At 71.6% G+C, this 21,534-nt stretch carries 17 protein-coding genes; 7 read left to right on the forward strand and 10 right to left on the reverse strand.

Annotation, left to right across the window (positions count from 1 at the left end):
* Positions 1 to 62: 62 nt before the first annotated feature.
* From ACW9TB_RS05070 to ACW9TB_RS05085, 4 genes are all read right to left on the reverse strand, one after another.
* Positions 63 to 2,627, reverse strand: a complete 2,565-nt coding sequence (locus ACW9TB_RS05070) for a sensor histidine kinase (RefSeq protein ID WP_472746744.1) — start codon at positions 2,625 to 2,627, stop codon at positions 63 to 65.
* Positions 2,628 to 2,967: 340 nt separating this feature from the next.
* Positions 2,968 to 4,548 (reverse strand): SagB/ThcOx family dehydrogenase, encoded by a 1,581-nt coding sequence (locus ACW9TB_RS05075; protein ID WP_472746745.1) that lies wholly within the window; start codon positions 4,546 to 4,548, stop codon positions 2,968 to 2,970.
* A gap of 35 nt (positions 4,549 to 4,583) precedes the next feature.
* Positions 4,584 to 6,872 (reverse strand): TOMM precursor leader peptide-binding protein, encoded by a 2,289-nt coding sequence (locus tag ACW9TB_RS05080; protein ID WP_472746746.1) that lies wholly within the window; start codon positions 6,870 to 6,872, stop codon positions 4,584 to 4,586.
* Positions 6,869 to 7,114, reverse strand: a complete 246-nt coding sequence (locus ACW9TB_RS05085; protein WP_472746747.1) for a hypothetical protein — start codon at positions 7,112 to 7,114, stop codon at positions 6,869 to 6,871. The genes ACW9TB_RS05080 and ACW9TB_RS05085 overlap by 4 nt, the downstream gene beginning before the upstream one ends.
* A gap of 421 nt (positions 7,115 to 7,535) precedes the next feature.
* Between ACW9TB_RS05085 and ACW9TB_RS05090 the strand changes: the two genes are divergently transcribed.
* Positions 7,536 to 8,411 carry a LysR substrate-binding domain-containing protein gene (locus ACW9TB_RS05090; RefSeq protein WP_472746748.1) on the forward strand — a complete coding sequence of 292 codons (876 nt, stop codon included), beginning with the start codon at positions 7,536 to 7,538 and terminating at the stop codon, positions 8,409 to 8,411.
* A gap of 195 nt (positions 8,412 to 8,606) precedes the next feature.
* Here the strand turns inward: ACW9TB_RS05090 and ACW9TB_RS05095 are convergent, their stop codons facing one another.
* From ACW9TB_RS05095 to ACW9TB_RS05120, 6 genes are read right to left on the reverse strand one after another with little or no spacing between them, the layout of a single operon-like run.
* On the reverse strand, positions 8,607 to 9,854 hold the full coding sequence (locus ACW9TB_RS05095; protein ID WP_472746749.1) for a sulfate adenylyltransferase subunit 1: 1,248 nt from the start codon (positions 9,852 to 9,854) through the stop codon (positions 8,607 to 8,609).
* A complete protein-coding gene (gene cysD, locus ACW9TB_RS05100) occupies positions 9,854 to 10,786 on the reverse strand; it encodes a sulfate adenylyltransferase subunit CysD (RefSeq protein ID WP_472746750.1) in 933 nt (310 codons plus the stop codon). Before cysD ends, ACW9TB_RS05095 begins: the two co-directional genes overlap by 1 nt.
* A complete protein-coding gene (locus tag ACW9TB_RS05105) occupies positions 10,786 to 12,924 on the reverse strand; it encodes a M20/M25/M40 family metallo-hydrolase (protein ID WP_472746751.1) in 2,139 nt (712 codons plus the stop codon). The genes cysD and ACW9TB_RS05105 overlap by 1 nt, the downstream gene beginning before the upstream one ends.
* Before the next feature lie 29 nt (positions 12,925 to 12,953).
* A complete protein-coding gene (locus ACW9TB_RS05110; protein ID WP_472746752.1) occupies positions 12,954 to 13,724 on the reverse strand; it encodes an SDR family NAD(P)-dependent oxidoreductase in 771 nt (256 codons plus the stop codon).
* 26 nt (positions 13,725 to 13,750) lie between these two features.
* On the reverse strand, positions 13,751 to 14,671 hold the full coding sequence (locus ACW9TB_RS05115; protein ID WP_472746753.1) for a sulfotransferase: 921 nt from the start codon (positions 14,669 to 14,671) through the stop codon (positions 13,751 to 13,753).
* The gene (locus ACW9TB_RS05120) at positions 14,664 to 15,602 is read right to left on the reverse strand and encodes a family 3 encapsulin nanocompartment shell protein (RefSeq protein ID WP_472746754.1); all 939 of its coding nucleotides are present in this window, start codon (positions 15,600 to 15,602) and stop codon (positions 14,664 to 14,666) included. The genes ACW9TB_RS05115 and ACW9TB_RS05120 overlap by 8 nt, the downstream gene beginning before the upstream one ends.
* A gap of 303 nt (positions 15,603 to 15,905) precedes the next feature.
* Between ACW9TB_RS05120 and ACW9TB_RS05125 the strand changes: the two genes are divergently transcribed.
* Genes ACW9TB_RS05125 through ACW9TB_RS05150 form a run of 6 tightly spaced genes read left to right on the forward strand, consistent with a single transcriptional unit; the run spans position 15,906 to position 21,533 of the window.
* Complete coding sequence (locus ACW9TB_RS05125) at positions 15,906 to 16,088, forward strand: lysine biosynthesis protein LysW (protein WP_472746755.1); 183 nt, start codon at positions 15,906 to 15,908, stop codon at positions 16,086 to 16,088.
* 16 nt (positions 16,089 to 16,104) lie between these two features.
* Positions 16,105 to 16,968, forward strand: a complete 864-nt coding sequence (locus ACW9TB_RS05130) for a RimK family alpha-L-glutamate ligase (RefSeq protein WP_472746756.1) — start codon at positions 16,105 to 16,107, stop codon at positions 16,966 to 16,968.
* On the forward strand, positions 16,965 to 17,990 hold the full coding sequence (gene argC, locus ACW9TB_RS05135) for an N-acetyl-gamma-glutamyl-phosphate reductase (RefSeq protein WP_472746757.1): 1,026 nt from the start codon (positions 16,965 to 16,967) through the stop codon (positions 17,988 to 17,990). Before ACW9TB_RS05130 ends, argC begins: the two co-directional genes overlap by 4 nt.
* A 53-nt stretch (positions 17,991 to 18,043) precedes the next feature.
* Positions 18,044 to 18,907 carry a transketolase gene (locus tag ACW9TB_RS05140; protein ID WP_472746758.1) on the forward strand — a complete coding sequence of 288 codons (864 nt, stop codon included), beginning with the start codon at positions 18,044 to 18,046 and terminating at the stop codon, positions 18,905 to 18,907.
* On the forward strand, positions 18,904 to 19,869 hold the full coding sequence (locus tag ACW9TB_RS05145; RefSeq protein ID WP_472746759.1) for a transketolase family protein: 966 nt from the start codon (positions 18,904 to 18,906) through the stop codon (positions 19,867 to 19,869). Before ACW9TB_RS05140 ends, ACW9TB_RS05145 begins: the two co-directional genes overlap by 4 nt.
* Entirely contained in the window at positions 19,866 to 21,533 is a 1,668-nt protein-coding gene (locus ACW9TB_RS05150) for an AMP-binding protein (protein ID WP_472746760.1), read from the forward strand. Before ACW9TB_RS05145 ends, ACW9TB_RS05150 begins: the two co-directional genes overlap by 4 nt.
* Position 21,534: the final 1 nt, after the last annotated feature.

The following is a 21,534-nucleotide window of genomic DNA, read 5'->3' on the forward strand; positions in this document are numbered from 1 at the left end:
TCTTGACCCGAATAGTACTCAGTCAATTGCGTTTGGCAATGCCGAGGAATTTTGACATTCGCTTACCCGGATTTGTCAGATGGAAAAGATCCCGCCGAATCATCCGCCACGGCCGTCCGCCCTCTTCGTACCCCCGGTATATCTTCCTGGACGCTTCTCCTCATGTTCCCCGGCGCGTTCTCCGGCGTTTCCGAACGAGGGATGAGGGCCGCGCCCGGAGCGGTGACGACCAGCCGGAACGCCCCGTCGACGATCCCTGCCGTCAGCCGCCCGCCGATGGCGCGCAGCCGTTCCGCCAGATCCCCCAGCCCGGAACCGTCACGGACGGCGGGAAGCCCTCCCGGCCGCACCCCGTCGTTGGCCACGCACAGCCGCACCCCGCCCTCGTTCAGGGCCACCTCGATCAGGCACCACCGCGCGTCGCTGTGCCGCAGCACATTCGTGACCGCCTCCCGCAGCACGACCGCGAGCACCGCGTCCAGCTCCCCGGGAACCACGTCCGAGGGAACCGCCGCCCCGACGCCGATCCCCGCGGCGGCGAGCGTGGAGACCGCCGAGTCGACCTCCGCGCTGAACGACATGTGCCGGTACCCTCCGGCCACCGCCCGGACGTCCGCGACCGCCCGCCGCGCGACCTCCAGCACCTCCGCCACCTCGGTCCTCGCCCGCTCCGCGGACCTCGGCAGCAGCCGGTACGCCAGCTCACTCTTGACGATCATCACCGACAGGTCGTTCCCCAGCAGGTCGTGCAGGTCCCGTGCCACCCGCAGCCGCTCCTGGGTCACCGCCATCCGCGCCAGTTCCCCCCGCGCCCGGTCCACCCGTGCCACCAGGTCCGACAGCGAGCTGATGCCGAAGACCACCAGGCCGGTCAGCAGCGTGGAGATCACCAGGTACGCGGTCCACTCCGCCGTGTCGCCCTGGAGCACCGACAGCAGCGTCACCCCCGCGCCGACGGCCGCGTACAGCACCCACCTCCAGCGGCCCGCGACCAGCAGCACCGCCCCCGCGAGGAAGCCGCCCATCGAACCCCACGGCCCGTCGATCCACAGCAGCGGCAGGACCGTGGCGGCCGTCTGCACCGCCAGGGTCGCCCTCCTGAGCCATCCCGGCCACGACCTGGGTTCTCCCAGGGAGTGGACGATCTGCACGCCGACCAGCACGGCGACACACGCGGCGAATCCCACCAGTTCGAGCGGGCCCGTCCGTTCCGCCAGCACGTTGACCACGATGAGGACGCCGTATCCCAGCAGCACCACCACGGCGATGAACCGGGCCACCCGCAGATGCCACGCCCGCCCCTCGGCCCTGCCCGCCGCGCCGGGCGCGTCCCGCGGAGTGCCGGACATCCCGGAGGACTTGGGAACATCGGCCGCATCGAGCACCCCGAACATCTCGGTCCCGCCAGACATCCGGACCATCCGAGGCACCCCGGCCTCCCCCGGCTCCCCGGACGCCCTTGACTCCCCGAACTCTCCGGACGCTTTAAACTCCCCGGGACCCCCGGCACCCCCGGGACCCGGCGCCACCAGCGGGGCCTCCGCGGTCAGCCGGAACCACTCACCCTCGGCCGTGAACGACAACCGCCCGCCCGCGGCCTCCAACCGGCCCGCGAGATTCCCCAGTCCCGTCCCGGTCCCGAACGAACGCGTCCCCAGCTCCGGCTCGACCCCGTCGTTGCCGACCCGCAGCCGCGCCCAGCCCTCCTCCACCCCCGCCTCGATCTCGCAGCGCCGCGCCTTGCTGTGCCGCAGCACATTGGTGACCGCCTCCCGCAGCACGATCGCCAGCACCGTGTCCAGCGCCTCGGGCAGGTCCTCCCCGGAGACGTCCACGCGTGCCCGGATCTCGGCGACCGCCAGCATCGACTCCGCCGACGCCGCCTCCGCCGCCAGCGACATGGGGACGTACCCACCCGCCACCACCCGTACCTCCGCCAGCGCGCGGCGGGCGACCACCAGGACGTCCCGGAGTTCCCGCCGCGCCCGGTCGGCCGCGCCCGGCAGCAGCCGGTACGCCAGCTCGCTCTTCAGGGTCATCGCCGACACGTTGTAGCCCAGCAGGTCGTGCAGGTCCCGCGCCACCCGCAGCCGCTCCCGCGCCACCGCCATCCGCGCGAACTCGCCGCGTGCCGCGTGGATCACCTTCACCAGCGACGCCAGCGAGCTGACCCCGTACACCATCAGCCCGGTCAGCAGGGTGAAGTACACGCTGTAGACGACGTCCACCGCCGCCAGGTTCTCCTCCCTGAGCGCGAGGAGCGCGCCGACGCAGGCCGCGACGGCGAGAAAAGCCCCCCAGCGTCCCGGCCCCGACACCATCAGCAACATGGACCCGGCGAGAAAACCCGCGATGGCCCCCGCCTGCGGGCCGACCCACGCGAAAGGCAGGAAAGTAACAACGGCCTGTATCGAAAGTGTGAGAAGGCGGAGCGGTACGGGCCAGCTCAGCGCGTCCCGCGTCGAATGCGCGACTTGCAGGAAAAGCGCGGTGAACAGACAGACGGCGAAGCCCAGCAGTTCGGGACCGGGCAGGCCACTTCCCCATACGAACATCAGCGCGTTGAACACGTAGCCGTGCAGAACGGCGACAATGATCGCGCGTGCCATCCTGGGGGCCGCGAGCACTCCTTCTCCATGTCGCGTCTTCCCCGGCGACCTGGGAATCGACCTGGCGAATCCGCGCCAACGCTGTGGGGGGCCGGCGTCAACCGTCATCGACCGTCTCCTTCGAAGCCCGACCGGTTGCCCTTCCCCGTCAGCCCGAGATCCTAAAGCAATCTATATCAGGTAAATAAAGTTAGATAGATCTGTTTGTGTAGCTCTGGGTGAATCATGCGGTACTCTCAGCGGAAAACCGCGTGTCATAGCCGTACGCCGTGATTCACCATGCGTCCGGCGGGACGGAGTGTGTTCACCCGGCTCTCGCCGCGCACATCCTTAAATGCCAAAAAAGGGCACTCCCGGATTACGAGAGCGCCGCCCTCGCCCGGACGGCCCACTCGGCGTCATTCGCCGCGTATCTCCCGGAAAAGCGACTCGGCTCGGCGTCGGGGCGGTGGCCGACGACGAACCCGCCGACGGTCGACTCGACACGCCAGTCGAGACCGAAAACACGTCCCGTCACCTCGATGTCGCCGCTGTCCAGCCCGCACGCCGCCAGACCCATGGCCGTGCTCACCAGGGAGAGCGTCTGCGTCAGCGCCCCGACGTTCTTGAGCACCAGCGAGTAGCTCAGCCCGTTGTACTTCCTCGACAGCCTGCGGAACCGCGCGGTGATGGTCAGCAGGACGGGCGGCGGCGCGTCCAGGTTCGCCGCCACCATGCTCGTCTCCAGCAGCTCGTCCACGTCCGCCGGGCCGGACGCGACCGGCTCCAGCCGGTGCCGCAGCGGGTCGTAGTGGTAGACGCCCCGGGGGACACCGGCGCACCTGTCCACCGTGACGTAGAGCTCAAGCTCGTAGGAGCCGCCGCTGCTCGGATAGGGACGGTCGCTCGTCGAGGTCGTCGAGGTCTCGTCGGGGGAGCCGACCAGGGAGCGGATCCGGGCCGTCCTGTACAGGAGCTCCCCCAGCTCGTCGGCCGTCAGCGGCCTCTCACCGTAGTGCCGGGTGTGCCTGCTCGCCTCGACGGCCGCGGTCAGCGACGGGTCCGTCGCGAGCAGCTCACCCCACTTCGGCCGGGGCAGCGCGACGGGAGCCCGCGCGGGCTCCGGCCTCACGACGGGCTCCACGACGGGCTCCACGACGGGCTCGGCGACAGGCTTGGCGACAGGGTTCGCGGCGGGCTTCACGACGGGTTCGACGCCCCACCGGTCTCCCATCGGGTACGTCGCCCCGAAGTCGTGGTCGTGCCTGCCGAGGGTGGAGCGGGTGTGGAACATGAGATCGACCGGGGTCCAGGCGACGAGGGCGGGGTCGGTGTCCTCCTCGAACGCCATCGGCAGGAAGGGATCCTCCGCCACGGCCTGTACCACCATCCCCGCCGCCATCAGGTAGGCGATCACGGCCTGGGACTCCCGCCCGGTCGCCGAAGGGACGACCGGGCGGACCAGCGACCCGAGGGCGGACATGGCGTCGGCCCGGTGCAGGACGACCCGGTGCAGCGACAGCGGCGACTCGACGTGGTAGTTGTTGCCGTCCGTCCCGATCAGCGCGAACCTGGACAGGCGGACCGGGCGGACCGGGGAGTCCACCGGCAGCAGGAACCGCGCCCTCGGGGTGAGCGGGATCACCGACATCAGCGGCCGCTCGGGATCGAAACCGAAGGAGCGCACCACGAGGTGCTGGAGACCGTCGAGGATCGCGTCGAGCTCCCGCCGGTCGGCGTCCTCGCGGATGACGTTGCCGAGCGAGGTGGGCCCCAGGCTCATCCGGCGCATCGCCTCCAGCACGACGGGTCCCGGAGAGGGCAGGACCACGTCCTCCCAGCGGCTGTGCACCACCACGGTCGCGGCGTGCGGTTCCGGTTCGATGTACACGTCCTCCCGGAACGACCACTGGGGGAATATCTGGAGCGAACCGGCATCGCTGCCTTGGCCGCCGACCATCCTGTTACTCCTCATCCGTGTTGGGAGGGGAACGGCTACATGAACAGGGGAATCGGGTTGAGGTCCTCGTACGCCGTCGCCCGGTCAAGGCGGCCGAGGAGGACGGGAACGTCGTACAGCCGCCCGGGGGCGAACCTCGCCCAGAAGTGCCGCAGGCCGGGAACGACGACCTTGACGACCGGCATGCCGATGTCGGGACGCGTCTGGTCGAGGACGAGGACGTCCAGGTCCATCCGCCCGGCCAGCGCGACGATGTGCTCGACGTCCTCCCGCAGGTCACCGCGAGGGGTGTAGGCGTAGCCGCCCAGTGGGCGCGGGGCCCGGTGCGTGTCGGGACGGAGATAGGGCTGGTTCCCCGTCGTCGCCGTGAGCCACCAGTCGCGGATGTGGTGGTCGGTCTGGCCGTATCCCGTCCCGTCGGCGCGCGCCCCGGCGACGGCCGGGAGCAGCTGCCCGAGTTCGGTGAGCGCGCGCCGCGCGGCGATCCGGGGATCGAAGTGGGCCCCGAACCCGAGCATGATGTCCTCGGCCGGTTTGTCGACGCGCCGCGAGATCGCCACCATGACGGGGATGCCCAGGTCGGAGGTGACGTCGAGGACCCAGAACTCCCGGCCGATGCCCGCGTACCGCGAACGGAGGCCGGTGATCCACGGGTCGCCGAACGAGCCGAGGTCCACGGCGGGCTGGCGCGTGCGGTTGTACCACCAGATGGCGACGGCGTCGCGCTCCACCAGTTCGAGGAAGCCCTGGACGATCGCGTCCTCGACGCTGGAGCCCGCGGCGTTCCCGTTGGAGGTCGCGCGCACCGACGGGTGGCCGCCCTCGCTGAAGTAGAGCAGGTCGGTGGGGAGCAGGCGGTGCCGCTCCGCGGTGAGCGACCACAGCGGGGTCCAGTCGACGACCTCCTCGTCGTCGAACGGCTCGGGAACGTGCTGGAAGGCCGTGCTCACGGCGTTCCAGCGGTGGCGGTCCTCGAACTGGCGGCGGTGGAAGTGCTGGCACTCGTCGGGGCGTACGGCTCGCTCGCCCAGGCCGCGCAGGCTGTCGCGCACCGTCGGCTCGTCCCCGTGCCGCGACCCGCAGTGTCGCTCGACCGCCTCGCAGAGCGCGCCCACCCTGGCCTCGAGGTCGGTGCTCCCCTTGCCGCCGCTCTGCTGACGCAGACCGGCTCTCATCGCGGGGAGACTGCCGCCGGGGAGGGCGAGGTTCGGCCCGGAGAGGTAGCAGTGCAGGAAGGAGGGGCTGCGCGGGTCGCGCCGGATCGCGTCCGTGATCCCGGTGAGGGGATCGGCGAGGTGGCGGTAGCGTTCCCACACCAGCTCGGGGTCCAGCGCGCGGTGCCCGTTGCCGTCCGCGCCGCCCATGGCCGCCTTGCTCCTGGACGCGATGACGACGGGCCTCCCGACGCGTGCCGCGACCAGCCCGGAGTCTCCGCAGGAGGGGCACTGCGGGCGCCTGTCCACGCGGTGGCGCAGGCCCTCCAGGGAGAAGGTGTCCAGCGTCCACACGGCGTCCTGGACCTCGTCGCGCGATCCGGCCAGCCACTTGGCCGCCTCCAGCGCCGCGAACTGCGCCCCGAGGGCGCGGGTGAGGGGCAGCGACGCGTCGGGCGGGCTGACGACGCCCGCCTCCGGCGCGCTCCGCAGCCGCGCCTCCCCGCGACGGTGCGCGCGCAGCCGCGTGGTCAGGCAGGACCAGCAGGGCCCCTCTCCCGGCCGGAAGATCGGGCCGACCCACAGGTCGGCGCCGGTCGGCTTGGCCAGCAGCCAGGACCGCCCGTCCGCCAGCCGCCGCTCGTTGAACCGTTCAAGCTCCGGGTCGAGGTAGTCGTCGCAGAGCACGAGGGACAGGGCCGAGGGCCGGTCGCCGTCCTCCTCGACGGTGATGCCCATCGACCGCAGCGCCTCGGCCGCGGGCCCGGTGTCGACGCCCCCCGGGGTCACGAGCCCGACGGACGACCCCGCCAGCCCCGACGCGGCCCGGTCCACGTCCACCCGCCCGAGGTCCCAGTACGCCTCGGTGGCGGCGTCGGCCCCGGCCTCCGGGGAACGGCGGGGCCCGACGAGGTTCGCCTCAGCCAGCCTGCCGAGGAGCCGCCCGAGCTGCCCGGCCGGGATCCCGGGCGCCGCCCGCCTCCGCACCTCGGCCAGGCTGTGGCTGCCGTCCAGCAGCGGGGCGAGCGCCTGGATCTGCGCACCGGACAGGGCGACCGTCCCCCGGGCGGAGGTGAGGTAGACCGCCTCCCCCGGAACCGTCACCGCCCGCAGGTGGCGCTTGAACCCGATCAGCGGTGAGTCCGTCCCGCTCTCGAAGGGTTCGCTCATCCGCAGTAGGTCCAGGCCGCCACGACGGGAGCCGGATGGTCGAGGTCCTCGATGACGAGGTCTTCGAGAAGCTCGGGCGCCTCCTCCCGGCCCCGGAACCCGGCGAACGCGGCGAACCCGGCGGCGGGGGCGTCGGCGTCGCCGACGCGCCCGGATTCGGTCCAGGTCCCCGGGGGGAACCCGGTGAGGCGCGGGTCGTGTTCCCTCACCTGGTCAGCCCGGGAAACGTTCAAGGTCGCCATCACGGTCTCCTCGATCTGGATCGGTTCTGATAGGTAAATTGTGCGCCCGGATCGGCGCTGAGAACAGTTTTTACGTCACCAGCCGGGTGTGAAAGTTTCACATCGCACTCGTGGCCCCGTGTGTAGGATTTCCCGCTCCTCCGGGTCTACGCTGACCGCATCCGGACAAGGAGACTGGAGGAGATCATGGACCGGAAGCAGATCCGCCAGCCACAGAAAAAGCTCATCCGGGTCCCGCGGCAGAAAAAGAAGCGTATGACCGACTCGCGCTACGCCCTCGACACCCGCACTCCCAGCGGAGTCCACCTGCCCTACTAGGGCACGGTCGCGAATATCCGGAAAAACCAACAACCTCTTGACCAAAGAGCCACGCGACACAAATGGCTCGACACTTTCCTACTAGGTTAGCTTAAGAGGAAGAATGTACCACGACCTGCAAATAAATCGGCTGAGAGCGCTGGTCACCGTAGTCGACGTCGGCGGTTTCCGAAGGGCCGCGGAGGCTCTGCACATAACGCAACCCGCCATAAGCCAGCAAATTCGCCAGCTCAGCGGTCTCGTCAAGGGCCCCATATTCACCTCGACCGGCCGGAAACTGCTGCTCAGCCCGCAGGGCGAGGAACTCCTCGGGTACGCCCGCCGTCTCGTGGCACTCAACGACGAGGCGGTGGGCCGTTTCATCCCGTCCCCGGGGAACACCCGGCTGTCCATCGGGATCGTGAACCAGCTCGCGGAGGCGCTTCCCGAGATCCTGCGGCTGCTCGCCAAGAGCATGCCGCACACCCAGGTCAGCGTCCAGACGGGGCTGAGCGAGTCCCTGGAGGGCCGGGTGACCACCGGCCAGCTGGACCTGGCACTGCTCCTGCAGACGAAACCCCACCGGACCGGCGCCACGAGCCAGGAACTCGGCCACATACGCATGGACTGGTTCGGCCGTCCGGCCCACGGAGAGGGCGCCGCGCTCCCGCTGACGCTCTTCACCGAACCGTGCACGCTCCGCGGCCGCATCGTGGACGCGCTCGACGAGTCGGACGTCCCGTGGTGTGTCGGCTACGAGGGCGCCGAGCTCGTCGGGCTGCGCGCGGCGGCCAAGGCCGGTCTGGGGGTGGCCTGCCTCGTCGCCAACGGCGACGAGCTCTGGGGCCTGCCCAAGGCGGCCAGGCTCACCCTCCCCACCCCGCCGGGGCCCCTGCCGGTGACGATGGCCCTCTCCACCGGCGCCGCGACCTCGGGGTACGTCCCGCTCGCGCGCAAGGCCTTCCAGCAGTCACTACGCGACTACCCCTTCGTCGGCTGACCGGGCCGAACTGTCTGAGCTGTCTGAGCCGACTGGGCCGACAGAGCTGGCCGGGCCGATCGAGAGCCGATCTCACGTCGGTTTCGAGCCGATCCGCTGGGCACCGCCCCGAAGATTCTTCGTCCCCGAAGGTTCCCCACCGGGTGACTCACCCTGAAGACGCCGGGTGAATCACCCCGATGGCCCCGGGTGGCCTCACCCCGGAAGACTCTCCTCGATGATCCCCGCGGCCCGGGTGGTCCCGTCCGCCGGGTCGATCAGCAGGCAGGAACCGGTCATCCGGGACAGCGCGTAGGGGTCGGCCGCGAGGGGGTCGGTGGTACGCAGCACGACACCCGCGATCTCGTTGGCGGCGAGACTGTCCGCCCCCGGTGCGCAGGTGAGGTCCCCGAGAGCGGTGGAGGGCACGATGTCCTCGACGACCGCCTGGACCGTCCTGGTGGTGTGCTTGACCAGAACCTGTTCCCCGACGCGCAGGACGCGTTCGTGGAGGTGGCACGTGGTCGCGCGCAGCTCCCGGGTGAGGCCGGGCGCCGCGTTCTCCGGCACGATGAGCGAGCCCCTGGAGACGTCGACGTCGTCGGAGAGGCGTACGGCGACCGACTGCGGCGCCCACGCCGTGTCGACCGGCTCACCGAGCACGTCGATCGCCGCCACCGTGGACGTCCCCCCGTCCGGGAGCACCGTGACGCGCTCGCCGACGCGCAGGACGCCGTTGGAGATCTGGCCCGCGTAGGAACGGTGGCCGTCCGCCCGGATGACGTACTGGACGGGCAGCCGCGCGGGTCCCCGGGAGGGGTCGGCGCCCACCGGCACCGTCTCCAGGAGCTCCAGGACCGTGGGCCCGGTGTGCCAGTCCATGTTCGGCGAGGGGGTGACGATGTTGTCGCCGGTGAGAGCGGAGATCGGGATCGCGGTCACCGCGCCGATCCCGAGGCCGGACGCGTGCTCGGTGAACTCCTCGGCGATCGCCGCGAACACCTCCTCGTCCCAGCCGACGAGATCCATCTTGTTCACGGCCAGCACGACGTGCGGGACCCTGAGGAGCCCGGCGACGGCGGCGTGCCGCCTGGTCTGCGAGACGACGCCGTGGCGGGCGTCGACGACGATGAGCACGAGCTCGGCGGTCGAGGCGCCGGTGACCATGTTGCGGGTGTACTGCACGTGGCCGGGCGTGTCGGCGAGGATGAAGCGCCTGCGCGCGGTGGCGAAGTAGCGGTACGCGACGTCGATCGTGATTCCCTGCTCGCGTTCGGCGCGCAGGCCGTCCGTGAGCAGGGCGAGGTCGGCGGTCTCCCGTCCCTGCCTGCGCGAGGCGGACTCCACCGCCTCCAGCTGGTCGGCGAGGATCGACTTCGAGTCGTACAGCAGCCGTCCGACGAGGGTGGACTTCCCGTCGTCCACGGATCCGGCGGTGGCGAAGCGAAGCAGTGTGGTGGTCATCAGAAGTATCCCTCCCGCTTGCGGTCCTCCATGGCGGCCTCACTCAGCCTGTCGTCGGCGCGGGTGGCTCCCCGCTCGGTCAGCCTGGAGGAGCGGATCTCCTCGATGACCTCTTCCAGGGTGGCGGCGCCGGAGTCGACGGCGCCGGTGCACGACATGTCGCCGACCGTGCGGTAGCGCACGAGACGCCGTTCCAGGGACTCGTCCTTCGCAGGACCGCCCCACTCGCCGGGGGCGAGCCACATGCCCCGGCGCGAGAAGACCTCGCGCTCGTGCGCGAAGTAGATCGGCGGGAGCTCGATGCCCTCCCTGAGGATGTACTGCCACACGTCCAGCTCGGTCCAGTTCGACAGCGGGAAGACGCGGACGTGCTCGCCGGGCGAGTGGCGGCCGTTGTAGAGGTTCCACAGCTCCGGTCGCTGCCGTCGCGGGTCCCAGCCGCCGAAGTCGTCGCGCAGGGAGAACACCCGCTCCTTGGCGCGGGCCTTCTCCTCGTCCCGCCGCCCGCCGCCGAAGACCGCGTCGAAGCGGTTCGTCTCGATGGCGTCGAGCAGCGGCACCGTCTGCAGCGGGTTGCGCGAGCCGTCGGGCCGCTCGGCCAGCTCTCCCCGGTCGATGTAGTCCTGGACCGAGGCGACCTCCAGCCGCAGGCCGTGCTCGGCGACGACGCGGTCCCGGTAGCCGATGACCTCGGGAAAGTTGTGGCCGGTGTCGACGTGCAGCAGGGGGAACGGCACCGGCGCGGGGGCGAACGCCTTGCGCGCCAGGTGGAGCATGACGACGGAGTCCTTGCCCCCGGAGAAGAGGACGACCGGCCGGTCGAACTCCCCGGCCGTCTCCCTGAGGATGTGGGCGGCCTCCGCCTCCAGCGCGTCCAGGTGGGACAGCTGGTAGGCGTGGCCGACGGTCTCGTCGACGGCGATCGTTGTCATCACGGTGTCCTCTCTGCTGCGACAGCCCCAGCGGCTCCAACGGCCCCGGCGGACCCGGCACCGTTCACACTCCCGGCGCTCCCGGCGCTCCCAGCGCTCCCAGCGCTCCCAGCGCTCCCAGCGCTCCCGGCGCCCTCGACGGGTCCGGCACCGTTGATGCCCTTGGCGCCGTTCGCGCTCCCGGCGGTCCCGGCACCCTCAGCGACCCCGGTGCCCTCGGCGCCCCCGGTGCCGTCCGGCGGCGTGGTCTGCGTGGTCTGCGTGGTCGGCGTGGTCTGCGGGCGGCCCTCCGCCACCCAGTTCGCGACCGCCCTGGACAGCACGGTCCTGGCCCGCCGGAACTCCTCGGCGTCGAGGTGCTCGTCCGGCGTGTGGTCGAGCGCGGAGTCACCCGCGCCGTAGGCGACCATGGGCACTCCCCGCCAGGTGGTGGCGAGGGTGTTCATGTCGCTGCTCCCCTTCTTCGCGAGGAACCTCGGGGAGACGCCCTCCTCCCTGAAGGCGCGGGAGAACGCCTTCACCAGCGGGCTGGTCCGGGAAGTGATCACCCCTGGGGTGGCGCGGAGCACCTCCACGACGACCGGCCCGGCGACCCGGCGGACGAGCTCGACGAGGTGTTCCAGGTCCAGGGTCGGGGGGACCCGCACGTCGATGACGGCCTCGCCCACCTGGACGTCCCCGCCGTTCATCGCGTGGATGCCGAGCACGGCCACCAGCGCCTGGGAGTCGGCCCCGCCGATCTCGTCGCGGAGGCGGCTCAGCACGTCCACCATCTGGTCGGCGGCGGTGGTGACCCCCTGCCCCGCGGTGTGGCCGACGCTGTGGCTGACGCGCAGCCGTACCTTGAGCAGGCCGTAGTAGCCGACGGTGAGGGCCTTCTCGCCGCTGGGCTCGCCCACGATCACCGCGTCCGCCGGGTAGTGGTCCCTGGCGTGGAAGGCCCCCGCCGAGGTGATCTCCTCCTCGGCCGCGCCGACGACGCGTACCTGTGCCCAGCTCGGCACGTCCATGTCCGCGAGGGTCTCCAGGTAGGCGACGAGGCTGGCCTTGGCGTCGACGCAGCCCCTGCCGGTGATCGTCAGCCCGTCCCAGCGCACCGGCCACCGGTGCGGCACGGTGTCGAGGTGCCCGAGCATGAGCAGCCGCCGGTCGCCGGAGCCCCGGGTGGCCACGAGGTTGCCCGCCGCGTCGATCTCCGCGTGGACGCCGCGCTCCGCGCACCAGCCCGCCAGGTACTCGGCGAGCTCCCGCTCGTCGGCCGACACCGAGGAGATCTCCACGGCGCGGGACAGGAGCGACAGGTCCGGCGCGGGTGCCGGGGCGTGCCAGAAGCGTGTTCCCGACGCGGGTGACAGGACGTGCGGCCCGGTTATCGCGACGTCGGCGCTCCCGTCGAGCGCGATCTCCGCCGCGCGTACCTTCTGCCGCATCCGGCCCCGCGCGAACCGCTCGCCCTCGCCGCGTACGACGTCGGTCAGGCGGCTCGCGGGGTCCTCGGGGTCGGTGAGCAGGCCCGGTGTGCCGGTGACGAGGCGCAGGTGGTCGGCGGCGAGGGCGTTGGCCAGTTCGGCGGCGAGGACGTCGGCGTCGACGTTGAGCGCGGAACCTCCGGCCCCGTCGGCGACGGGCGGCGAGAGGCACACCACGTCGAACGCGTCGAGCAGCACCCGGAGGCGGTCCGCGGCCACTCCGGTCACGGTGCCCGCCCGGTGGTCGCGGATCACCGTCGTCCTGCCGTCCTTCACGGCCCGCAGCGGCCGGTTGGCCTGGGCGCTCACCAGCGCCCCGTCCCGGGCGACCGAGGCGAAGACGCTCAGGCCGCGCGAGGTGAGCGCGTCGCGCACGCGCGGCAGCGTCACCCGCTCGTACGCGTCCACGATGTGCGGCATCTCCTCGGGAGGGCAGTAGCGCACCTCGCTGTCGCCCCGCAGGCTCAGCGTCCTGACGGGGCGGCCGATGTCGGCGTAGTGCCGCGCGATGCCGGCCGCGCCGCCCGCGACGAGGAGCACGCGGGCGCCGCGTCGGCGCAGCTGGGCCAGTTCGTCGAAGAGCGCGTCGTGGCCGAGGCTCGCGCTCCCTATCTTGACTACGTAGAGTGCCGCCTTGCGCGTGCTGGCGACGTGTCCGAGTACGGACATCTTTCGCTCCTCCTCAGCGTTCCGGCCCTTCAGCCGATACCGCGGGTGTTGCCTCCGTCGGCCACGAAAACCGTGCCCGTGACGTACGAGGCCTGGTCGCTGGCGAGCATGGCGGCCAGCGCGCCGAAGTCGGCGACGTCCCCGATCCTGCCGAGCGGGATCCGCTCGGCGACGCGGGCGATCTCCGTCTCCACGTCCGCGCCGAACTGCTCGTCGAGGATGGGGGTGCGGTGGAAGCCCGGGGCGAGGATGTTGACCGTGACCCCGTTCGCGCCGAGCGCGTGCACCAGTCCCTTCATGTAGCCGAGCAGGCCCAGCCGGGCCACCGACGACAGGCCGCTCTCGGGGTGGGGCTGGCGCACCGACTCCGAGGCGATCATCAGCACGCGGCCCCAGCCGCCCTCCTTGAGGAAGGGCAGTGCCGCGAGGGTGACGCTCACGTGCGGCAGCAGGTTCCCGTCGATGGCCGCGCGGTAGTCGGCGACCTGGAAGGCGTCGACGGGCCCGAACGGGACCCCGCCGGAGTTGGTCACCACGATGTCCAGCCCGCCGAAGGTCTCCGCGGTCCGCCGTACCCATTCGGCGGCGGCCCGCTCGTCGCGCAGGTCCACGGGGGTGCTGAGCACCTCGCCCGTTCCCATCGCGTTGACCTCGACGTGGGCGAGGGCCAGTTTGGCCGGGTCACGGCCGCAGATCGAGACGTTCGCCCCCTCCGCCGCGAGGGTCTTGGCCACGGCCAGCCCGAGCCCGCTGCTCGAAGCCGCCACCAGGGCCACGCGCCCTTTGAGCCGAAGGTCCATGAGTTGGCTCTCCCTAACTCTCGTGCCTACCTGGTCGGCAGGGCCGGATATCCGTAGCGGCCGAGCAGCGGCAGGGCCGGAGCGGTCGCGGCGGCGATCTCCCGCGCGGACAGCCCGGTGCGCCAGCGCTCGTCGGAGCGGATCCTGGTGTCGCCCTTGGTCAGCCGGTCGGGGTTGCCGGTCACCGTGTGGTTCTCCCCGAGCGAGACCACGCCGGTCTCGTCGACCGGCGGCTCCCCGGCCAGCCCGGCGAACCGCATGACCCGGCCGAGCACCTCGCGCGGCCGGTCGCAGAGGTCCTCGTGCCTGACCCGCAGGTACCGGTCCTCGGCGACCCCTCCGACGAGCTCCGACGCGAGGTTGAACGCGCTCCAGTACCCGCTGCTGCGGGAGGGGCTCATCGGGTCGATGTAGTCCTTGGCGTTCTTGTAGGAGTACGCCGTCGCGCGGGGGTCGCGCACCATGTGCAGCACCCGGACGTCCAGGTCCGTACGTCCCAGCAGCGCGGCGGCCTCGGCGGGGTACTTCGAGCCGTCCACGATCAGGTGCTCGCCGCCGCTCGCGGCCAGCGTCCGGTAGATGGCGGCGGTGCGTCCGACCGCCTCCTCGACCCCGGGCGCCGTCCTTCTCCTGCCCCGGGCCTCCGCGAGGCGGTCCCTGGTGTGGCGGGTCCGCAGCAGGGAGCGCTGCAGGATCGCCATCCGGCCCGCGACCGCGGCCCGCGCGGTGCCGCCGGTCGCGAGGACCGAGGACCAGACGTCGCACGCGGTCAGGTCCCTGCCGCAGCCGCAGGTGGAGTTCGTACCGGCGTTCAGCACGCCGTTCCGCCACAGGTAGTGCAGCTCACCGGCGTGCAGGACGCCGGGCAGCTCGCCGAGGACGTTCCCGAGCAGGGTGCTGCCGCTGCGCATCCACCCGGTGATGTACAGGATCCGCGGGTCACCCATGGCGACCACCCCACGACAGCGTCATCAGGTGCTGCGGCAGGTGCACGGCGAGGCCGACGCGGGTGCTCGCCTCGACGAGGTCGGCGCCGCCGGTCCCGGCGCCCCGGCGTAGCGTGAGGGAGGAGACGCCGGGCAGCAGCAGGGTGAACGCGGCGCGGAAGTCCCCCATGAGCAGGGTGTCCTTAGGGATCATGCGCGTCCTCGACACCGTGATCCCGGCGACGGCCAGCCTGCCGAGCATGCCCGTCCTGACCATCTCCCAGTAGACGGCGGGGTGGGCGACGACGCCGTCGCACGAGCCGCCGGTCTCCTCCACCTCGGCGGCGGCCTCGGTGGCCGCCTCCTCAAGGCCGAGGGCGGTCTTCCTGTGCCGGGTGCCGGGCAGCCTGAGCAGCCCGGTGATCGCGCCGTCGCCGCTGCCGTGCAGCAGCGCCTCGTTCTCCGCGACCGACAGCCGGACGAGCACGCGGTAGTCGACGTACGGGGCCAGCAGCGCCGGCTCTCCGAGGATCCCCTCGGGGAGCGGCACGGAGACGGTGAGGTCGGTGAGCCGCGCCCGCTCGATCCTGGGCGCGAAGGCCGCCTCGGGGGTGGCGGCGTAGGAGGTGCCCGCCTCGCTCAGCTCTCCCCGGGGAGGCTCGTGGACGTAGGACGCCGGGCCGTCGGCCACGGGCGCCGTCTTCAGCAGGTGGCGTACCGGATAGCGGGGACGGGACGCGAAGAGCGGGAAGGCGGCGGGCAGGTGCATGCCGAAGGGCACCACCAGGTCGTCCCCCTCACCGGCTCGGTCAGCGGCTCCGCTCATGGCCGCCGCGAACGTCTCGCCCGGTGTGCGTTCGACGTCGACGGTCCCGAGATCGGACTCAAGATCAGATAGAGCCGGGTGCGCGCCGTTGCCGGTGACGGCCGGACTCTCTGCGATCCCTCGCATTACCCCTCCTTCTGGAGCTGCCCCGGAGACGCGCCGGTTCGACGCCCCGGACGTTCGGGAGATGTTCTGGAGATGACGATAAATCGAGAAAAATCATTACTAGAGAGCTTAATCATCCAGTGCGGTCATTTTCGGCCCCTGCCCAAGAAGCGCTGCTTATGAGGCAATAGCCCGGCAGTTATACACGGCCCCATAAGCAGCCTCATTCATTCCGAGTAAAACCACTTATTAGATGTTTTACGAGGAATCGGGTTACGGTTTACAGGAGACAAATCACGCACATCAACGAACAGGGACGAGCTCATGCAGAAGGTTATGAACGGCCCGGAGTGCCCTGAGTGCGCGGCCGAGGTGACGATCGACGGAGACGCCCGGGTGAGCGAGATCGTCGAGTGCCTGGACTGCCGGAGCGAGTTGGAGATCGCCTCCGTCCAGCCCACGACACTCACGCTGGCTCCGGACGTCGAAGAGGACTGGGGCGAGTAGCCGAGGGAGCTGTGCCGTGGATTCCGTAGCACCTCACCTCGCCGTCCTCGCGTCACGAGTGCGGTTCGAGGAGAAGAACATCATGGCCGCGCTCGAAAGGCGCGGCGCCGGGTTCGAACACCTGGACCCCAGGTCGCTGTTCGTCGCGGACGGCTCGGCCTGGAATGGACCGGACCTCGTCCTCAACCGCGAAGTCGGGCACTTTCGCGCCCTGTACGCGGCGAGCGCCCTGGAGTCGGCGGGGGTGACGGTGCTGAACAGCGCCGCCGCCACCCATCTCAGCGGCGACAAGTGGCACACGTCGGCGGCCCTGCTGGCGCGCGGGCTGCCGACGCCCAGGACCGCGCTGGCGATGACGTCCGACGCGGCACTGGAGGCGCTGGACGAGATCGGCTACCCGGCCGTGATCAAACCGCTGGTCGGCTCCTGGGGACGGCTGGTGACCAGGGTCACCGACCGCGCCGTGGCGACGGCCGTGCTCGAACACGTCGCCGCCCTCCCCTCCCCCCAGTCGCACGTGATCTACCTGCAGGAGCAGGTGGCCAAGGCCGACCGGGACCTCCGCGTGCTCGTCGTGGGCGGCGAGGCGCTCGGCGCGACCTACCGCAGGGGCGAGGAGTGGCGCACCAACGTGGCGCGGGGCGCCGTGAGCGAGTACTGCCCGCTCGGCCCCGACCACGTCAAGCTCGCGGTCGCCGCCGCCGAGGCGGTCGGCACCGACATCGCGGGCGTCGACCTCATCGAGGACGCGGACGGGCGCCTGACCGTGCTCGAAGTCAACGACCGGGTGGAGTTCAGGGGCTTCCAGGAGGCCCACGGCTCCCGGGTCGACGTGGCGGACGCCATCGCGGCCCATCTCATCGCGAGAGGAGAGACATGACACGCGTCGCGGTCGTCGGGGCCGCCGGCTACATCGGCGGCGAGCTCCTGCGCATCCTGACCACTCACCCGGAGGTCGAGCTGGCCGCCGCCACCTCGCGGCGCCTGCGGGGCCGCCAGGTCGACGGGGCCCACCCGAACCTGCGGGGAAGGACCCGGCTGGCCTTCTGCGCGGAGGACCAGCTCGACCACTACGACGTACTGTTCCTGGCGACACCGCACCGGGAGACGATGCGCCGGATGCCGGAGTTCCTCGGCAGGGCCCGCACGGTCGTCGACCTGTCCGGTGACTTCCGGCTGCGGTCGGCCGACACCTACGCGGACTACTACGGGGTCCCGCACGAGGCCGCCGCCCTTCTCGACACCTTCGTGCCCGGCGTGCCGGAGTTCCACCGGGACCGCCTGCGTACGGCCGACCGGATCAGCGTGCCCGGCTGCATGGCGAACGCCGGGATCCTGGCGCTCACCCCGCTGGCCGAGGCCGGGCTGATCAGGGACGAGATAACGGTCGACGCCAGGACCGGTTCCAGTGGCGCCGGAGCGACCGCGGGCTCGGAGAACCTGCACGCGGAACGCAGTGGCGCGCTCAGGGTCTTCGCCCCGACGCGGCACCGGCACGAGGCGGAGATCTCCCAGACGACCGGGCTCCCCGTCCGCATGACGGCGACGGGAGTGGAGGCCGTACGAGGGGTGCAGCTGCTGTGCCGGGCGCGCCTCGCGGACGGCGCCGGGGAGCGGGACATCCGCGCCGTCTACCGGGAGCGCTACGAGAACGAGCCGTTCGTCCGAGTGGTCGCCCAGCGGCGCGGCCTGCACCGGTTCCCGGACGCGAAGATCCTGTCCGGTTCCAACTTCTGCGACGTCGGCTTCGCCTTGGACCCGGAGACGACCGACGTGACGGTGATCGCGGCCCTGGACAACCTGGTCAAGGGCGGTTCGGGGAACGCGGTGCAGTGCATGAACGTCCGGCTCGGCCTGCCCGAGTCCCTCGGGCTCGACTTCACCGGCCTGCACCCGAACTGACCCGTGACCGACCAAGATCCGCACCCGAACCGACCGAGGCGAAAGGAGCAGACATGAGCGGCGCCTCCACCCTGCCGAGTGCGAACCCGGCGGTCGAGACGGCCGATCCGGCCGAGGTGACCGGCCGGATCAGGGAACACATCGTGAACATGTGCGCGAGTCCCGAGGGCGGGCACCTGGGGGGTTCCATGTCCCTCGTCGAGGTCCTCGCCACCCTGTACTTCCGCGTCATGCGCGTCGACCCCCGGAATCCGGGCTCGCCCGACCGCGACGTACTGCTGCTGAGCAAGGGACACGCGGGCATCGCCCTCTACGCGACCCTCTGCGAGGCCGGTTACTTCCCCGAGGAGCGGCTCGCCGACTACGCGCGGCCGGGGAGCGCCTTCATGGCCCACCCGCACGCCGAGATCCCCGGCGTGGAGATGCCGTCCGGCTCGCTCGGCCACGGCCTGGCGCTCGGCGTCGGGGTCGCGCTCGCGGCCAGGCTCGGCGGCTCCGGCCGCCGGTGCTTCGTGGTCATGGGCGACGGCGAGCTCCAGGAGGGCTCGGTCTGGGAGGCCGCGAGCGTGGCCGCGAACCACGGGCTGGACACCATGACCGCCGTGGTCGACCGCAACCGCCTCCAGATCACCGGCGAGACGGAGTCCGTCGGCGACCTGGAGCCCCTGGCCGACCGGTGGCGGGCCTTCGGCTGGCGGGTCCTGGAGGTGGACGGCCACGACGTCGCCGCGCTGACCACGGCGCTCACCACGCCGCCCGAGCCGGGGCGTCCCACTTTGATCATCGCGCACACCGTCAAGGGCAAGGGACTGCCCTTCATCGAGGGGCAGGCGCGCAGCCACTACGCCAAGCTGGGCGACCGGCAGCACCGCCGCGCGCTCTCCGCCCTGCGCGCCACGGGAGAGGACCGGCGATGACCGCCACCACCACAGTCAAGACGCGCTCGTCCCGCGAGGTCTACCGGGACGCGCTCGTGGAGCTCATGCCGGGAGACGAGCGGCTGGTCTGCCTGGACAGCGACACCGGCCTGTTCAGCGGGGTCGACTTCGGCGAGGCGGGTGACAGGTACGTCAACCTGGGCATCGCCGAGCACACCCTCATGGGTGCCGCCGCCGGGCTCGCCAAGGAGGGGCGCGTACCCGTCGTGAACACGATGGCGGCGTTCGCCTCGACCCGCGCCCTGGAGGCCGTCAAGGTCGACATCGCGCTCAACAACCTGCCCGTCCGCATCGCCGCGACCCACTCAGGAGTGTCGGGCGGCCATCTCGGCCCCACCCACCACTCGCTGGAGGACCTGGCCGTGATGCGGAACCTGCCGAACATGACCGTCGTCGTCCCCGCCGACGCGGCCACCACGGACGAGCTGTTCCGTCAGGCCCTCACCCTGCCCGGCCCCGTCTACTTCCGGCTGGGCCGCAACGCCACCCCCGACCTCCCCGAGGGCCCGCCCGTACGGCTCGGGCAGGCGCGGACCCTGCGGGACGGCACCGACGTCACGCTCGCCGCCTGCGGCCCGTACCCGGTGCTGGCCGCCCTCGACGCCGCGGACCTGCTGGAACGGGACGGCATCGCGGCGTCCGTGATCCACGTGCACACGGTCAAGCCGCTGGACACCGACACGCTCGCCGCCGCGGCGAGCGCGACCGGCGTCGTGGTCACGGTGGAGGAGCACTGGCGCGCCGGGGGCTTCGGAGCCGCCGTCGCCGAGAGCCTCTCCGAGATCCTGCCGGTCAGGGTGCACCGGGTGGCGATGCCGGACGCGTTCGTCCCGGTCTCCGGCGGCCAGAAATATCTCCTGGAGCGGGGCGGCATCACACCCCAGGCCGTCGCCGCGCGGGCCAGGACGGCCCTCGGCAGGCCGAGGAGGGACACCCGATGAACGACGACTTCCGGCTCGACGGCCGGTGGCGCGACGAGACCGTCCTCGACGACCTCCGGCGTTCCGCCGCCAGCCACCCGGACAAGGTGGCGCTCGTCTGCCACCGGGACGGCGTCGCGGAGACGGTGACGTACGCCGAGCTCGCCCGGCGCGTCGACCGTCTCGCGGCGAGCCTGGTACGGCTGGGCGTGGGGCGCGGCGACGTGGTGACCCTGCAGCTGCCCAACTCGTGGCAGCTCGTCGCGTCGATCCTCGCGTGCGCGCGGATCGGCGCCGTGGCGGGCCCGGTCGTGCCCATCATGCGCAGGCGCGAGGTCGAGTTCACGACCCGGCTCACCGAGAGCCCCGTGTACATCGCGGCGGCGGAGTTCCGCGGCTTCTCGTACGCGGACATGAGCGCGGAGGTCGCCCGTTCCGTGCCCAGCCTGCGTCACCGGGTGCTGCTCAGCGGCGCCCCGGGCGGGGGCGGCGGTATGAAAGGCGCGCCCGGCGTCGACCGCGACCTGCCCGGTGACGGCGCGCTCGACTTCGACCGTGACCTGCTCGGCCCCGAGCCCACCCCCGAGGAGGTCGAGGCCCTCGACGCCCTCGAAGCGGGCCCGGACGACCCCGCCCAGGTCGTGTTCACCTCCGGCACGACCGGTGAGCCGAAGGGCGTCGTGCACAGCCACAACACCCTGTACGCGATGAACAGGGCGCAGGCCGACGTGCTTCACCTGACCATCAGAGAAGTGACGGCGATGGGGTCCCCCACCACCCACCAGGCCGGTTACACCTGGAACTTCCTCATGCCGCTCATCCTCGGCGCGACGGCCGTGCAGGTGGACACCTGGGACCCGGACGTGATGCTGCGGATCCTGGAGGAGTGGAAGGTCACGTTCTTCATGGGCGCGCCCACGTTCCTCTCCGACCTCATCGAGGCGCAGCGCGCGGCCCCCCGGGACCTGTCCGCGCTGCTGACGTTCGCCACGGGCAGCGCGCCGATCGCGCCGCTCCTCGTGGAGGACGCGCGGGAGGTCCTCGGCTGCCGGGTGTACGCCCTGTGGGGCATGAGCGAGAACGGCTGCGTGACGATCACCCGTCCCGAGGACCCGCCGATGCGCGCGGCCGAGAGCGACGGCACCCCCGTACCGGGGATGGAGGTCAGGATCGTCGGCCGGGGGGGCGAGCCGGTGGCCGCCGGACAGCCCGGCCTGCTCCAGGTCCGCGGCGCCTCCCAGTGCCTCGGCTACTTCCGCCGCCCCGAGGTGTACGCGGAGTCGACGACCGAGGACGGCTGGTTCGACACCGGGGACCTGGCCCGCGAGGACGGCTACGGCGGCATCCGCATCACCGGCCGGGTCAAGGACGTCATCATGCGCGGCGCGGAGAACATCCCCGTCGTGGAGGTGGAGGCGGCCCTGCTGCGGCACCACGCCGTCAAGGACGTGGCGGTCGTCGGCTACCCGGACCGGCGGCTGGGCGAGCGCGCCTGCGCGATCCTCGTCACGGCGGACGCGGCGGAGGGCTCCCCGCTCACCCTCGACGACATGCGCGGCCACCTCGCGAGCCTCGGCATGGCCAAGCAGTACTGGCCCGAGCGGCTGGAGATCGTGCCGTCGCTGCCGAGAACCCCCTCCGGGAAGATCCAGAAATTCGCCTTGCGCGACCGGCTCCGGGCTTAGG

The sequence above is a fragment of the Streptosporangium sp. H13245 genome, assembly GCF_055690525.1.

What these genes read in the sequence shown, in the direction of transcription:
- ACW9TB_RS05120 (WP_472746754.1), bottom strand. Translation starts at nt 15,602, where the DNA reads ATGCGAGGGATCGCAGAGAGTCCGGCCGTCACCGGCAACGGCGCGCAC.
- cysD (WP_472746750.1), bottom strand. Translation starts at nt 10,786, where the DNA reads ATGACAACGATCGCCGTCGACGAGACCGTCGGCCACGCCTACCAGCTG.
- ACW9TB_RS05080 (WP_472746746.1), bottom strand. Translation starts at nt 6,872, where the DNA reads ATGAGCGAACCCTTCGAGAGCGGGACGGACTCACCGCTGATCGGGTTC.
- ACW9TB_RS05095 (WP_472746749.1), bottom strand. Translation starts at nt 9,854, where the DNA reads ATGACCACCACACTGCTTCGCTTCGCCACCGCCGGATCCGTGGACGAC.
- ACW9TB_RS05140 (WP_472746758.1), top strand. Translation starts at nt 18,044, where the DNA reads ATGAGCGGCGCCTCCACCCTGCCGAGTGCGAACCCGGCGGTCGAGACG.
- ACW9TB_RS05085 (WP_472746747.1), bottom strand. Translation starts at nt 7,114, where the DNA reads ATGGCGACCTTGAACGTTTCCCGGGCTGACCAGGTGAGGGAACACGAC.
- ACW9TB_RS05110 (WP_472746752.1), bottom strand. Translation starts at nt 13,724, where the DNA reads ATGGACCTTCGGCTCAAAGGGCGCGTGGCCCTGGTGGCGGCTTCGAGC.
- ACW9TB_RS05105 (WP_472746751.1), bottom strand. Translation starts at nt 12,924, where the DNA reads ATGTCCGTACTCGGACACGTCGCCAGCACGCGCAAGGCGGCACTCTAC.
- argC (WP_472746757.1), top strand. Translation starts at nt 16,965, where the DNA reads ATGACACGCGTCGCGGTCGTCGGGGCCGCCGGCTACATCGGCGGCGAG.
- ACW9TB_RS05145 (WP_472746759.1), top strand. Translation starts at nt 18,904, where the DNA reads ATGACCGCCACCACCACAGTCAAGACGCGCTCGTCCCGCGAGGTCTAC.
- ACW9TB_RS05115 (WP_472746753.1), bottom strand. Translation starts at nt 14,671, where the DNA reads ATGGGTGACCCGCGGATCCTGTACATCACCGGGTGGATGCGCAGCGGC.
- ACW9TB_RS05125 (WP_472746755.1), top strand. Translation starts at nt 15,906, where the DNA reads ATGCAGAAGGTTATGAACGGCCCGGAGTGCCCTGAGTGCGCGGCCGAG.
- ACW9TB_RS05090 (WP_472746748.1), top strand. Translation starts at nt 7,536, where the DNA reads ATGTACCACGACCTGCAAATAAATCGGCTGAGAGCGCTGGTCACCGTA.
- ACW9TB_RS05075 (WP_472746745.1), bottom strand. Translation starts at nt 4,548, where the DNA reads ATGGTCGGCGGCCAAGGCAGCGATGCCGGTTCGCTCCAGATATTCCCC.
- ACW9TB_RS05150 (WP_472746760.1), top strand. Translation starts at nt 19,866, where the DNA reads ATGAACGACGACTTCCGGCTCGACGGCCGGTGGCGCGACGAGACCGTC.